The sequence below is a fragment of the Spirabiliibacterium mucosae genome (assembly GCF_014884965.1).
Lineage (GTDB): Bacteria > Pseudomonadota > Gammaproteobacteria > Enterobacterales > Pasteurellaceae > Spirabiliibacterium > Spirabiliibacterium mucosae.
This window is the reverse complement of record NZ_JABTBO010000017.1, coordinates 1-13,182: the sequence shown is the minus strand read 5'-3', so window position 1 is coordinate 13,182 and position 13,182 is coordinate 1. Positions and strand designations below refer to the sequence as shown.

The window sequence follows — 13,182 nt, the reverse complement described above, 5'->3', positions numbered from 1 at the left end:
CCCCCTAGAATGCCAATGCGGCGCGGGCGTTAGATAGCTTTTGCGCCTCATTTAAAATCTCTTGCATATTTTGTGGGTTGTTCACTTCAATTTTGTGAATGTTCACCGAATTGTTCACATTGTTTGCAATGTTTTTCGTGTTGATGCCCGTTGTTGATGAATTGACTAATTGCGGTTTTGCATTGTCACTTAATTGCAAGTTAGGCGTTGCAATGGTGTTTGTGGTCAACGCCTTTGTGGTGTTCAGCAAACTTTCGCTTGCACCGGTTCGATTATAAAAACTGCTGTCTTTATCAATTTCAAATTCATCAAACTTAAAGCCAACAAGGCCTGATAATTTATTAATCTGTCTGATAATAAAATTGATACTTTCAAGCGCCATATTTTTAACGCCAACCCATAAATCGGCAAAGATGTTACCAATGCCACTGACTAAATCGCCAAAGATTTCACCTGCGGATTTTTTGCTCCAATTATTGACCACGTCATCCCACAGTTTGATCAGGTATTTTGTAACGTTAGAAAATACAGCCTCAACCGTTTCAAACAAATTGGCGAAGGTATTTAATACATCAACAAAAATATCAAAGACAAAACCAAACGATCTGCCAATTAATTCCCCAATGCTTGATAAGTCATAGCTGCTATTAATCGTAAAGGTTAATGCATCATTTAGTCGGCTAAAAATCGCCCAAATATTGGATAATGAGTTCCACATACGACCAAACGCATTGATAACGGGATCAAAACTGATACCCGCTTTTTTTAAGCCTGTGATAAGCCCTGAAAAGAATGCTTTAATCTCATTACGCACGGAATAGATCACCACGCCAATGCCAGCGATAGCAAGAACAATCAGCCCAATTGGTGATGCTACAAACGCCGCGGCCACCGCCCACGCCTTGAATAAGCCGACCACTAATGTGATTGTGGCTGTGATAGCGGTAAAGCCAATCAATAACCCGATAATATAGCCAATCCAGCGCGCAATGTTTTTGTATGTGGTGAGCCACTTCACAAAATCACTGCCCAAATCAGCAATTTTTTGAACAAGTGGGTTGATGGCTTTTAATACCTCACCACCAATGGCGATTTTGATATTGGTCAAAATAGCGGATAATTGCTGCCACGGGTCAAGCATTGATCGCGCCATTTTATCAAGGTCAACGGTGTTGCTAACTTGCGCGATGCTGTGAATATCGCCTTTGAGTTTGTGCAGTTGCGGCAATAATAATTTAATCGTTGCCACCGCCTCGTCTGTGCCGAAGGCTTTTTTTGAGTTGCGCCGACTCTGCCTCATCAATAGTGGCACCGTATTTTTGCTTAATCTTGCCCAAGATGGTGACCATATCGAGCATTTGATTGTTATTGTCGGTAAAGCTCAAGCCGAGCTTTTTCTGCGCCTTGAATACGTTGGTTAAAAATGATTTGTATTTGGTGGCGGATTCCGAGCCGCTCATTGTAGCTTGCAAATTGCCCAATACGCCGAACTGTTCGGAAAGGTCAATCCCCGCGGCTTTAGCGGTTGCACCCAGTGTTTTGAATGCCTCACTCATTTTGTTACCGTCGGTTTTGAACATTTTCACCGCTGCGGCTGTTTGCCCTGCGATTTTGTCAACCCAGTTAGCCTTGCCCATTTGGTCAGCTTCGTCAGCAAAAATGCCGTACATTGTGCCCATGTAGTTGGTAATGGTGTCAGCGGTTGATTTTGTGCCTTTCGCTAACAAGTTGCTTGCGCGCGTAAATGACGACAATTCATCATCACTTAGCCCCGCAATGGCGGACTGAATATCATAAGATGACTTCACAAAGTCCGCCGCCACGCCACCATAGGCGGAGCTAAATTCAAGTGCGGTATCTTTGAGTTTGTTTAACGCATTTTCGCTAACATCTAATGACTTCACTTCACCGAGTGCGCGTTGCATATCAATGGCGGGCGCCAGCGCACGCGATAGCGCCATACCGGTTGCAACAAGGCCAGCTGCGCCAATGCCTATTTGCATCATCGCTTGCTTGCCTCGGGTACCTAATTTGTCTACTTCTTTAACAATCTCTTTGACGCCTGGCGACATCAAATCTGTTAAAGAAATAGTGTAGTGTAAGCCATGTTCAGCGAATGCCATTATTTAACCTTTAAATGCGTCACAAATTCCCTTTGTTACGGCGCAAGCTAGCGTTTCGTGATAATGCTTATCAAGCCAAAGTGCGCGCGCCAAATTGATTTCACTGTTATCTTGATCGGGTAAATACTGCATTCGTAGCGCAATGGCCTGTGAATAGCCATTGCGATCAATTGCATTTACCCGTTCAGTTAGTTTTTTACCGTGATCTCAAGTTTCGGGATAAATTCGCCGTTTACTTTGGCGGTAATACCTGCAGCAATGCCTGGCAAGTGAATAATCTTTAATAGATCGTCTTTTTGATCACGTTCAACAATTTGCAACAAGTAATCTTTCATCGGGGTTAACTTATTACTTTCGGTTACTTCGTTTAAAAATGCATCGTAAGCGGCATCGTCACGATGAAACACAAAATCATAGCCATTAATCGAAATGGTAACGCTAGATTTATATTTTGCTTGCAGTTGATCTAATAATTCGGTTGCTTTACTCATTGTTTTGCTCCGTTGTTGTAATGCGCAATGCAATTTTGCAAAGTGCGGTTGATGATTTCGCACTGTTCAAGGCCGTTTAAAGCGTTGTCCAGTGCCATAACTAAATCTTTATTGGTGGTGATGTGCGGCGTTTGCGCCTTGCACTCGCTCACTTGTGGGCACAGCAGCGGGGTGTTGAGCACCACCGGTTGCGCCTCGTTGGTTGAACACGCGTGCAATGCCAGCAGGCACACGGCGATCAGCCCAGCTTTGATTATTCTCATTCTCTAGCTCCTGTTTCAGTGCTTTAGTGTGCGCTGCAGCGTGGGCTTGTTGCTCACGCAATGCGCTGATTAATTCCGTTTGCTGTTGTTGAAATTGCGCCACCATGTCGCGGTTTTTCAGTACCTCGGCATACAAGGCCAAATTTTGCTTTTTCTGCGCACTCAATGCGGTTTCCAGCACGTCTAATTTGGCTTTTTGGTTATTGCTTTGAAAATAAGCCACCACATTGAGCAAGATCAGCACTACGATCGCCACACCTTGAAAGCCAATTATTCGCCCGTTAAACATAAATCACGCTCCTGTTCACGTCGGTTGATTAGCCCTTGCAATGGCTTTCCGCCCGCGTAAATCCAGCGGCGAAACTCGTTACAAAGTGCGGTTTTCTTGCCTTCGCGGGCAAGGCGATAAATAGTGGAATTTTTCAGCCGGCCACAGCCCACGTTAAAGGTGAGCGATGTCAGCGCCTCAAATTGCCCTTGGGTGAGCTTTTCACCGTTAGCATAGCGGTTGACGCAGCGCTCGGCGTGCTGAATGTCCGCCACCCAGCGCGTGGCAATCTCGGCATCGGTGTAGTGTTTTTTCACAATCGCATTACCACTGGCCGCAGTTGAGCCAATACCCACGGTGAGCACGTCGGCGGGGCATTTGTAAGGCTCTCGCCGGCAGCCCTCGGCATTGCCAATAATTTCAAGGCCACGGGCGCTGGTGCGGATTTCGTCATTATGTTGGCTGACCACCAGCCCAATAATCACCGCCACACTACACACTGCCGCTTTTTTTATATTTTTCGCACTTGGGTATTTCCTTTGCAGTTCTTCCAGTTTTAATTGATATTCTTTGCGCTTGTAATAAAAGTTCATAGCAAGTGTGGCAAAACCAAACATAATCCCTAAAACCGATGCCAAGTCGCTCACACTCCATGTGCTCAAAATAGAAACAAGCGCGCCTAAATAAGGCACATTATCGAATTTATTCATCGTACAACCTTAAAATGCGTGGGCTGGATTGCTCTTTTGTTTATTATTATTGTTATGTTAATGCCCAATCCGCCCACGCAAACCTGTTAGCCTAGATCGCGCGTGTCTTGGCGTGAGAGGTAAGGCACGCCATTAATTCGCACAAAGTCTGGGCTTGTGACAAAATATTTCACTTTCACGGTGGATTTTGCGCCGCCTTTCGGGTCAATGCTCAAAAGGTCGGTCAACATCAATTTGCACTCGAACGCTTCCACCTTGAAACGCTCTTTTTCACGCTGTGCAAAAAAGACCAAATCCACCAACGGCAAATCACGGTAAGACCCCGCACCAGCGGCTGCTGCGTTGAGTTTGTTGGCATTGCGCACATCTAGCTCAATTTCGCCTTCGCCTGTCACATCGCCGTCCACAAAGCCGTCGGGCACACCGTTGGTTTGCGCCACTGCAGAGTTGTCAGTGATGGAAAGCGAAACGCTTTCCGCGTGTACTGGCACGCCATAGACCATAAAATCAAAGTTCATGCCTGAAATACGAGCGCCCATCATTCACCCCCTAAAGTTTCAAGATCCAAGAAAATATTCACCACAATCTCTTTCGGGCAGTCGTATGGCCGCACTTTCATGTAAATGGTGACTTTCGTTTTGCTGTGCCAGGTGATCACAATGTCATCTTCTTGCGGTGGCATACATTCACCTGGAAAAAACCGCCCCGCAATAGTTGTGCCTTTGCTCATGTCGCGCAGTGGCTTAGCAAAATAGGTTTTATGTTGTTCGGTGCTTGCCAGTGTGGAATTGAACGAACGATCGGCAATTTTGCCAATCGCCAGCAACCGCACTTTGCGTGCTGCTTTGTCGGCCACGCGCACGTTTTCGATCACTTGGTAATCGCCGCCTTCAACGTCTAGCGTGCGCCCATCACTCCAGTAAAAGCCGTCATAATCGGGGTACCACATAAAGACGCTAAAACGGGCTTTTTCCAGCTCTTTGAGTTGCGCCAGCGTCAGCTCTACGCCGTCTTTGTCTTTCGGCAAGGTTGCACCCACGTTGAGCAAAGCGCCTGTCTTCACCCGTGCGGGGCTGTCTGCAATGCTCACCGCACGGCTGGCCAAACGCCCCGCCAGTGCCCCCACATCAGTGCCCAGCAGGTTAGGCACAAGCATTACGTGATCGGCAGCCACGGTTTTTTGCAAATTGGTGAGCTTTTCGACATATTGCTGCCAAGTTTCACCGGAGCGGCTGTCGCTATTAATGCCCGCCACTGCTTGAATGAAAAAGGTGCGGCGGCCCAATTTGGCCATCAATTCAGAAAACAGCGTTTGCAGCTTGGTGACGTCGGTTTTTTGCACATTGGTGGTGCGGGTGTTGACGATGTATTCAAAACTCCCCACGCTTTGCGCTGCGTTGACGATGTTTTCAATGTTAAATTCGCTTTCGTCGGCAATGTACACGTGCGCAAACCAGTTTTGCCCCGCGTTCACCATCGCGGTGTAAACTTGCTTTTTCAGCTCGGTGGCTGATTTGCCAAAAATCGTGTCAAAGTCACTGTCGGGCGTGAGGGCAAAAAACTTGCCTTTGTTCGTTTCGCCCACACCAATAAATAGCGCGTGGCGCTCAATCTCTTTGCTTTCACCGCTTAATAAATTAAGGGTGTTGATCTGCACGTTTGGAAATGTCATAAAGACCCCTTGTTGTTTTTGTTATCGGTCATTATCTGTAAATAAAAAGTGAATTGCGGTTATAATATTGGGCAATCGCCACACAAATATGGCTATCAGCATTAAAAATCCGTATTCCATCACAAGCTCCCGGTGTTCTATCGGTATTCACCACTGATAAATTTGTTCACAAATTCCGTTAAAATTTTCATATTTTCATCATCGCGCACGTCCAAAAATGGCCTTGCTGGCAAGCGCACCGTCCACGAATCTCTAAAATCAATGCGCTTATCGCCTTTTTCCAGCCGGCGGATTGCTGCGCCCGCCCACGCGCGGGTCAATGTTTGGCGGATCTCGCTGATGCTGTAAGGCTTATATTTTGTTTTTCCGTTTTTGGTTTTGCCCACACGTTTGCGATAACCCAGCTCACGCAGCCGCTTGGCTTGCTGTGGCGTGGCGGGCAAGCCATTTGTGCCACCTTTTTTGTTTTTCAAAATCTCCTTGCGGGTGATTTTTTCGGTAAAGCCCTCTTGTTGCTGGCGGGCAATTTCGCCAGTGAGTGGATTTTTCCACCGAATGCGGCCATAGCGTTGCTCTTCAGCCTCCGCGGTGGCCACCCGCAAAATGCGGCGCAGCATTTTTTGTGTCTTTACCCGCCCATCTCTGGGCTTGCGTGGATCCCACGTTTGGCCATCGGGTGTATGCTGGCCGCGCACGTTTTTTTGTGAATTGCGCTTAATCGCGCGCACTGTCCATAGCAAGATCTTTTTCTTCTGCTTGCTGGATAATGCCAGCAGCTTGACGTCGTCATAAAAGTGCTGCAAATCTTGCTTGTTAACTTCAAGGTTGATCATGGTTTCAACTGCACGCTAATGTCGTCTGCAACATTCACTTCAATATCATCTAGGACGTATTTTTCACCACCTACCACAATTTTGCCCTGTGGGTTTTTCACTGCGGTGATCGGCTCTTGAAAGTCGATTGTGAATGTCAAATCGGCGGTGTTGTCGTCCAAAATTTCAAGATCAAAATCGGTTTCGTACAAATCCAACTGGCAGCGCATTGGGTCGTTAGTGTTTAGCCACAATTGAATAAACACCATCAACTCTTGCGGGCTGATTTGGTTGTATGGAAATTCGTCAAAATACAGCACCGCGCTATAACGGATGTGAATTAATTCAACACTGTTTTCGGTCACGTCCGCGCCTTGGTTGATAATGCGCCCGCGCTCAATCCACGAATAAAACTCACGGCGGTAGCTTTCGGGCAGCAAGCTTTGCAAATATTTTGTTAATTGCTGATAAAGTAACGGTTTCATAAAAGCCACACTCCGCCCCGCTTTTTGCCCTTTAACGTGCGGATAGCAAACGCGGCCTCCGACAATAGGCTTTTTTGTTCTTTCACCAAATCCCTATTTTCGTGCACGTCGCGTGCGGATAGGGTCAAAAATTCGGGCAGTAAGTCCGCTTTGGCGCGGGCGAATACCGCCTTTTGATAAAGCGCTTGAATATGATTTAAGCCGCCAATTGTGGCACTGGGCACGTCTTCGGCGCGGGTATAGCCTTGGGCTTGATAGCCTAGCACCACCGCACTTAAGTCATACTCAAGGGCTTGCATAGCTTGCAATAACACGCTTTTAATCATCTCAACTGGGATTTGCATTGGGATCGCGCGCGTTTTTTGGAAGTCGCGCACGCTCACATTGCCCCAAAAGCCCGTGGAGCTGATCACGCTATCGTCGTAGTCGGTTGCAATGCCGTTAAACATCATCACCCCCGTTGGAAATGCGGGATCGGATTTTGGCAAGACAGTCAGCCATGGTGAGGCTTTGCAATGCCGCCATCTGATCCGCATTTGGGTGGAGCTTGTTTAGGCGCATTTGAATGCGCGAAATTAAATCATTAACGCCTGCTTTATGGTTTAGCTTTTGCGCTTGCAAGGCCATAAATAGCGCCATTTGCAGCGCTTGAGCGTCGTCAACACTCGGTGCGTGAACTTTGCCTTGTGCGTTGCGCAGCAGCAGCTGTGCGGCGGCTTTGTACCACTTGGCGGTGACAACTTCATGCAATCGCCATTGGGTCGTGACTTTTTCCAGTGTGTCGGTAAAGTACGGCTCAACACTATGTCCCACACTAGCCAGGCGGTCAGCCCAATTGAAGACTTGATCTGCGACAAACGTTGGCAAATTACTTTTAAAACCCTCGGGCATGGCTTGCTTTTGAGCAATGGCGGCGTCGGCCAATTGCAATGCACGGCCCAGCTCACCAGCGTCAAAACTAAAATAATGCAGTAAACCAATAAATCATTTTGATAAACCTGATCACCATTTAAATAGTCATCGACCAGCCCTTGCCATTTAGGCAAGAACTGCTCGCGCTTAAATTGAGCCCGCTCGGCAAGGCTTGGGAACTCGCGAATTTTGTTCAAATCGTTTTGCAAGGCAATCTGCACCGCACTTTGCGCACTGGGCATATTGTCGGCCAGTATGGCAGCGGTGACGCGTGATTGTGACTCCAACTGCTCAAGTGCTTGCATTTTGGCTTGAAATTCGCGAATCCCCATCACCTAACCTCTATGATTCGCCGTTTAATTTGACGTTTTTCGGCTCAATGCCTACAAATAGGCCAGTGTCTTCAACTACGTAACCTTCATTGCGGTAATAGCTGTTGATGACGCCTTTTTTGTCTTCGTCATTGCGAATTGAGCGGCGCACGCTGTCTTCTTGAGTGTAGATTGACAGGTTGCTCAAGGTGGTGACCACTGCACCACGGGCTGGGAAGTTTGGCGGCACGATGGCCTCCATTCCGCCGAATGAGCCCATCAAGTTGCGCATACCTAACGCGGCTTTTTCGGTTGGTTGCAAGCCGTGGGCTTTGCTGACCAATTCCGACTCCATCGCCACCAAATCTGCGCCGACCAAGAACACCAAGTCGTTGCGATCGCGGTGACGTAAATCAATGCCTTGTTTTAAGTCAAAGGCGAGCTGATCGAGATTGTCATAGTCAGCATCTGATCCAAAAATTTTAATTTTGCTCGGGGTTTTTCCTTGGGTCATCACGTTTGCAGCTTTTTGCTCACGCATTAACTGCAACCAGCCTTTGTTGACGTCGCTCAAATCGCCAGCTGACGTGGTCGCCTCGGCGGATTTACCGTGCCAGCCGATCTGCAACATATCTAGCGCAATTTGTGTTTGCACATAGTCAGCATAAAGTGCGGCTAGGCGGTCGCCAAATCGGGCAAAGTTGTCAAACATCGCCCACGGGATAATGACGCCCGAATCGGTGTCTTTGAGCTCATATTTGTTTTGGGTGTGGTCCAATTTGGCCAAATAGCGGGCATCGGGTTTGCGACCGGTGATACCTTTTTCTGTTGCACCGAAGAGTTTATAACCGCTCATATCGGTGACCATCACCATGTTGATTTTTTTCAAAAAATCAGAGCGCTGTTGGATGTTCTCGCCCAATTCCGCCGCTTGAGGGACGTTGACTGAAAACGAATGGCCACGTAACACGGCCTCAAGATCCGCGCCGTAGTATTTGGCCACGGCAGTTACAAATTGATTGAATTCTTGCACTCTACGCATAATTACACCGCCATATTTACTTGGTTTGCTGCATCATCAAGCGGCTTTCCGCTTGGCTCTTGGGTGGCTTGCGTGTTCACCGCGGCGGCGAAGTCTTTTTTCAGCTGCGCCAATTGTGCGTTCGTGTCTTGCAACGCTTTCTCAAGGGCGGCAAATTTTTCCGCTTGCTCATCTTTGGCAGGCTCGGTAGGTTTTGCCTCGGTGGCTTGCGCTTGCGCTGCAAATGCCGCGGCCACGGCAGTGGTCACCGCTGCGGTGATTTCGTCTTTCGTCATGGTTAATTCCTCGTTGTTATTATTATTGTTGTGAGAAAAGTGTTCTGGCGCGTCGGTGCTGGCTTGAGTGTCGTCACCAAACAGGCGCGCGCTGAAATTTAAAAAGCGTTTAAATAGGGATTGTTGTTCAACCGGTGAAAGCTCGGTTGCGACGTCCAGCCCTAAATTGAACTCTTGCACGTCGGAGATGACCGCACTTTCATTGATGCGGCTGGAGAATTGCAAGCGGGTTGTGCCCAGGCTGGCGGGGCTGTCGGTAATGCCTAAGCCCACAAGGTACGCTTTGCCCGTATCGGCAAATTGCGGGATGATTTCCACGCTGGTGTATTGTTTTTGCCCGCGTTGATTGAGCCGCAACAACTCGGGCGTGGGTGAAATTTTGGCATACAAGCGCACTTTATCACCCTCTTTTTGGGCTTGGAGCGCTTGCACTGTGCCAAAGGAGCCTAAGCTGCGGTAGTGCTCAAAATAGATATTGGCGCCGTAGAGCGCGGGGTCGTATTGTTCGGCAGCTTGTTCTAGCCATTCGGGGCGAATTTCGCGCCCGTCAATGGCGCGGCCACTTAATGCCACAGAGATGTAATCGGTTGTTAATTCGGTTTTGCTCATTATGTGTGCACCTGATTAAAATGATTTTTAGTTTTACCCCTTTTTATGATGAAAATCATTCACACAAATTCGGCTATTTTCGGTTATTGGGCAAAAAGGGCGAATAACCGAAAATAACCGAAATGCAACGAGCGATTTTTGTTGTGTGGCGTGGAAAAATGCGCCTATGGAACGCAAACAACTACGAATCCGACAATCAAGCCAATACAGCGACGAGACGATCTACGCTGCGCGCTACCTTTACCTGAAAAAATACACACCCGCAGAAATTGCCAATGAGCTGGGGCTAAAAAGCCCGCGCCCGATCTACTACTGGGCGGAGAAATACCAGTGGCGCAATATGCTGGGCGAGCGCGGGGTGGAAGAGTTGATCGCCTTGCGCATTATGGCGCTCTCTGACCGTGAGAATAAAAGCGATCAAGAAATCAAAGAACTTGAAGCCCTGATTGATAAAGATATTCAATACAAAAAGGTCCGCGCCCAGGAGCGTGAAAAGGCGACAAGGCAAGCAAACACACAGGCAGGCGACGAAAACACCCCAGCGCGCTCCAAAAGGGGCAAAAGTGCGGTTAAAAATGATGTTTCACACATCACGCCTGACATGGCGCAGCCGTTTATTGATTCGCTGTTTACCTATCAACGCATATTGCGTGACAACAAAAACCAACGCATTCGCAACATTTTAAAAAGCCGCCAAATTGGGGCGACCTATTATTTTGCATTTGAGGCGCTAGAAGACGCGATTTTCAGCGGCGACAATCAGATCTTTTTGTCCGCCAGTAAAAAACAAGCCGAAATCTTTTTGATCTACATTCGAAAAATGGCGCGTGAATATTTTGAGCTGGAACTTAAGGGCAACCCGATCATCTTGAGCAATGGCGCAGAATTACATTTTCTTTCCACCAATAAAAGCACGGCGCAGGGATATCACGGCCACGTTTATGGTGATGAATACGCGTGGCTGCGTAACTTTGACGAGTTCACCACCGTGGCGTCGGCAATGGCAACGCACAAAAAATGGCGTCAAACCTACTTTTCAACCCCGAGTAGTAAGTTGCACGCCTCTTATGCGTTTTGGAGTGGGGAGAGCTGGCGCAAGGGGTACAGTGATCGCAAGCAGCAAGCTTTCCCAACCGTGGCAGAAATGCGCGACGGTGGGCGCATTTGCCCCGATGGCCAATGGCGCTATGTGGTCACAATTGAAGACGCAATCAAAGGCGGGGCGGGCACGTTATTTGACATTAACCAGCTGCGTGAGCAATACAACAAAAGCGCATTTGAGCAGCTTTTTATGTGTGCGTGGGTGGATGACGGCGACAGCATTTTCAACATAAAAGACTTGCTCCGCTGCGCGGTGGATGTGGCGAAATGGCGCGATTTTGACCCCACAAGCACGTCACCTTTTGGTCAGCGTGAAGTGTGGGCGGGCTACGACCCCGCGCATAGCGTTGATGGCGCTAGCTTTGTGCTGATAGCCCCACCCGCGTTACCGGGCGAAAAATACCGACTTTTGGCGCGCTTTCAATGGCACGGCTTGAGTTATACCTATCAAGCGGAGCAAATCCGCAAATTGTGTGAGTGCTACAACATCACTTACATAGGCATTGACACCAGCGGCGTGGGCTATGGCGTGTATGAAATGGTGGCGGATTTTGCCCGCCGTGCGGCCACGCCGATTAATTATAGCCCCGATGTTAAGGCCGAAATGGTGCTCAAAGTCTATGACTTGGTGGACAAGCATTTGATCGAATGGTCCGACAAAGAAAGCGACATCCCCGCCAGTTTTTTAATGATTAAGCAAACCAGCACCCAAAAAGGCAGCAAACAAACCTTTGTGGCCGATCGCAACAGCCAAAACCAGCACGCCGACGTGTTTTGGGCGATTTGCAACGCCATAAACAAAAAACCGTTAAACGATAACAAGAAACGCCGCAGCGCGTGGAGATAACCATGAACAACACAGCAACAAAAAAACCCCAAACAGCAAAAAAAATGGTGGTTAAACCGATTGCGCCAACCGTGGCGCAGTTTTCCGCCAATGAATTGATCGGCGCGCCCGCGCTGGATTATTTAGGCCTTGGCATTCACCAGCAATACCCGTGTTATTTACCACCGATTAACCGCTTTATGCTGGCGAAATTGCCGCACCAAAACGCGCAACACTGTGGCATTTTGCACAGCCGCGCGAATATGATCAGCGGGGATTACGTTAGCGGTGCATTGTCAAAGCTGGATATGCGCGCGCTTTGTTTGAACTTGGTGCAGTTTGGTGATGTGGGCTTGCTCAAAATCCGCAATGCGCTGGGGCAGGTGATGCGGCTGCACGTGTTGTCATCGCTTTATTTGCGCGTGGGCAAAGATGGCAACTTTCTTTATTTGCTCAAAAAATCCCTCGGCGATTTAGACAGCCCCGAAGACTATTACCAATACAGCGCGAAAGATATTATTTTTATCAAGCTCTATGACCCGATGCAGCAGGTTTACGGCTCGCCCGATTATGTGGGTGGCATTCAATCCGCGCTGCTCAACAGTGAGTCGACCACCTTTCGCCGGCGGTATTTCAGCAACGGGGCGCATATGGGCTTTATTCTCTACACTACCGACCCCGATTTAAGCGAAGAGATGGAAGACGAGATCGCCAAAAAGATCAGCGCGTCAAAAGGGATCGGCAATTTCCGCTCCATGTTTATCAACATTCCAAACGGCAACCCCGACGGCGTGAAAATCATTCCAATTGGCGACAGTGGCACAAAAGACGAATTTGCCAACATCAAAAACATCAGCTCGCAGGATATTTTGACCGCGCACCGATTCCCACCGGGCTTGAGTGGCATCATTCCAAGCAACACGGGCGGGCTTGGCGACCCGATCAAAATCCGCACCGCCTACCGCCAAGACGAGGTGCTGCCAATGCAAGAGATTATTACGCAGGCCATCAACGCCGACCCTGAAATTGTGGGCAAATTGCGGGTAATTTTTGAGCACAAAGACGAGGCGGAGTCTAACTGATTGCCGCGCTTGAGGTTGTCAAAAGTCAAGAGAAATACTGTATAAAATGACAGGTTTTTAGTTTTCAAAACACCTCTTTTTGGTATATTCTCTCTTGTTTTGTTGTGAATAGGATTAATGCAAATGGCGCGACAAGTTGAAATTTATTGCAAGTTTTGCGGCTCACCGTGTGTGATTAAAAGACGGAGCGAATGCACCAC

Annotated in this window: 15 protein-coding genes and 2 pseudogenes; 2 read left to right on the top strand and 15 right to left on the bottom strand. The window is 48.2% G+C overall.

Annotation, left to right across the window (positions count from 1 at the left end):
* Positions 1–4: 4 nt before the first annotated feature.
* The 15 genes and pseudogenes from HPC37_RS07390 to HPC37_RS07330 form a co-directional block, all read right to left on the bottom strand.
* Positions 5–1,249: a hypothetical protein gene (locus HPC37_RS07390; RefSeq protein WP_208122523.1), complete on the bottom strand. Its 1,245-nt coding sequence runs from the start codon at positions 1,247–1,249 to the stop codon at positions 5–7.
* Entirely contained in the window at positions 1,236–2,123 is an 888-nt protein-coding gene (locus tag HPC37_RS07385) for a phage tail tape measure protein (RefSeq protein WP_208122522.1), read from the bottom strand. Before HPC37_RS07385 ends, HPC37_RS07390 begins: the two co-directional genes overlap by 14 nt.
* A 3-nt stretch (positions 2,124–2,126) precedes the next feature.
* Positions 2,127–2,255 (bottom strand): DUF6890 family protein, encoded by a 129-nt coding sequence (locus HPC37_RS11285; RefSeq protein WP_408021833.1) that lies wholly within the window; start codon positions 2,253–2,255, stop codon positions 2,127–2,129.
* 56 nt (positions 2,256–2,311) lie between these two features.
* Positions 2,312–2,614: a putative phage tail assembly chaperone gene (locus HPC37_RS07380; RefSeq protein ID WP_208122521.1), complete on the bottom strand. Its 303-nt coding sequence runs from the start codon at positions 2,612–2,614 to the stop codon at positions 2,312–2,314.
* A complete protein-coding gene (gene lysC, locus HPC37_RS10945) occupies positions 2,611–2,877 on the bottom strand; it encodes an Rz1-like lysis system protein LysC (RefSeq protein WP_235961567.1) in 267 nt (88 codons plus the stop codon). Before lysC ends, HPC37_RS07380 begins: the two co-directional genes overlap by 4 nt.
* Before the next feature lie 270 nt (positions 2,878–3,147).
* A complete protein-coding gene (locus tag HPC37_RS07370) occupies positions 3,148–3,690 on the bottom strand; it encodes a lysozyme (protein WP_235961594.1) in 543 nt (180 codons plus the stop codon).
* A 15-nt stretch (positions 3,691–3,705) separates the two neighbouring features.
* Positions 3,706–3,855, bottom strand: a pseudogene (locus tag HPC37_RS10940) (HP1 family phage holin); the annotation flags it as partial.
* Positions 3,856–3,941: 86 nt separating this feature from the next.
* Complete coding sequence (locus HPC37_RS07365) at positions 3,942–4,394, bottom strand: phage protein (protein WP_208122559.1); 453 nt, start codon at positions 4,392–4,394, stop codon at positions 3,942–3,944.
* Positions 4,394–5,527, bottom strand: a complete 1,134-nt coding sequence (locus tag HPC37_RS07360; RefSeq protein WP_208122519.1) for a DUF2586 domain-containing protein — start codon at positions 5,525–5,527, stop codon at positions 4,394–4,396. The genes HPC37_RS07365 and HPC37_RS07360 overlap by 1 nt, the downstream gene beginning before the upstream one ends.
* Positions 5,528–5,664: 137 nt before the next feature.
* Complete coding sequence (locus HPC37_RS07355; RefSeq protein WP_208122518.1) at positions 5,665–6,360, bottom strand: hypothetical protein; 696 nt, start codon at positions 6,358–6,360, stop codon at positions 5,665–5,667.
* Positions 6,357–6,824, bottom strand: coding sequence for a phage tail protein (locus HPC37_RS07350; protein WP_208122517.1), 468 nt, complete (start codon positions 6,822–6,824; stop codon positions 6,357–6,359). Before HPC37_RS07350 ends, HPC37_RS07355 begins: the two co-directional genes overlap by 4 nt.
* Positions 6,821–7,273: a head completion/stabilization protein gene (locus HPC37_RS07345; protein WP_208122516.1), complete on the bottom strand. Its 453-nt coding sequence runs from the start codon at positions 7,271–7,273 to the stop codon at positions 6,821–6,823. The genes HPC37_RS07350 and HPC37_RS07345 overlap by 4 nt, the downstream gene beginning before the upstream one ends.
* Positions 7,266–7,978: pseudogene (gene gpM, locus HPC37_RS07340) on the bottom strand (phage terminase small subunit). The gene HPC37_RS07345 and the pseudogene gpM overlap by 8 nt, the downstream one beginning before the upstream one ends.
* A 100-nt stretch (positions 7,979–8,078) precedes the next feature.
* Positions 8,079–9,089, bottom strand: a complete 1,011-nt coding sequence (locus HPC37_RS07335) for a phage major capsid protein, P2 family (RefSeq protein ID WP_208122515.1) — start codon at positions 9,087–9,089, stop codon at positions 8,079–8,081.
* Positions 9,090–9,091: 2 nt separating this feature from the next.
* Positions 9,092–9,973: a GPO family capsid scaffolding protein gene (locus HPC37_RS07330; RefSeq protein ID WP_208122514.1), complete on the bottom strand. Its 882-nt coding sequence runs from the start codon at positions 9,971–9,973 to the stop codon at positions 9,092–9,094.
* Between the two features lie 166 nt (positions 9,974–10,139).
* On the opposite strand from HPC37_RS07330, the gene HPC37_RS07325 reads away from it, so the two are divergent.
* The gene (locus HPC37_RS07325) at positions 10,140–11,921 is read left to right on the top strand and encodes a terminase large subunit domain-containing protein (protein ID WP_208122513.1); all 1,782 of its coding nucleotides are present in this window, start codon (positions 10,140–10,142) and stop codon (positions 11,919–11,921) included.
* Between the two features lie 44 nt (positions 11,922–11,965).
* The gene (locus HPC37_RS07320; protein WP_208122512.1) at positions 11,966–12,982 is read left to right on the top strand and encodes a phage portal protein; all 1,017 of its coding nucleotides are present in this window, start codon (positions 11,966–11,968) and stop codon (positions 12,980–12,982) included.
* Positions 12,983–13,182: the final 200 nt, after the last annotated feature.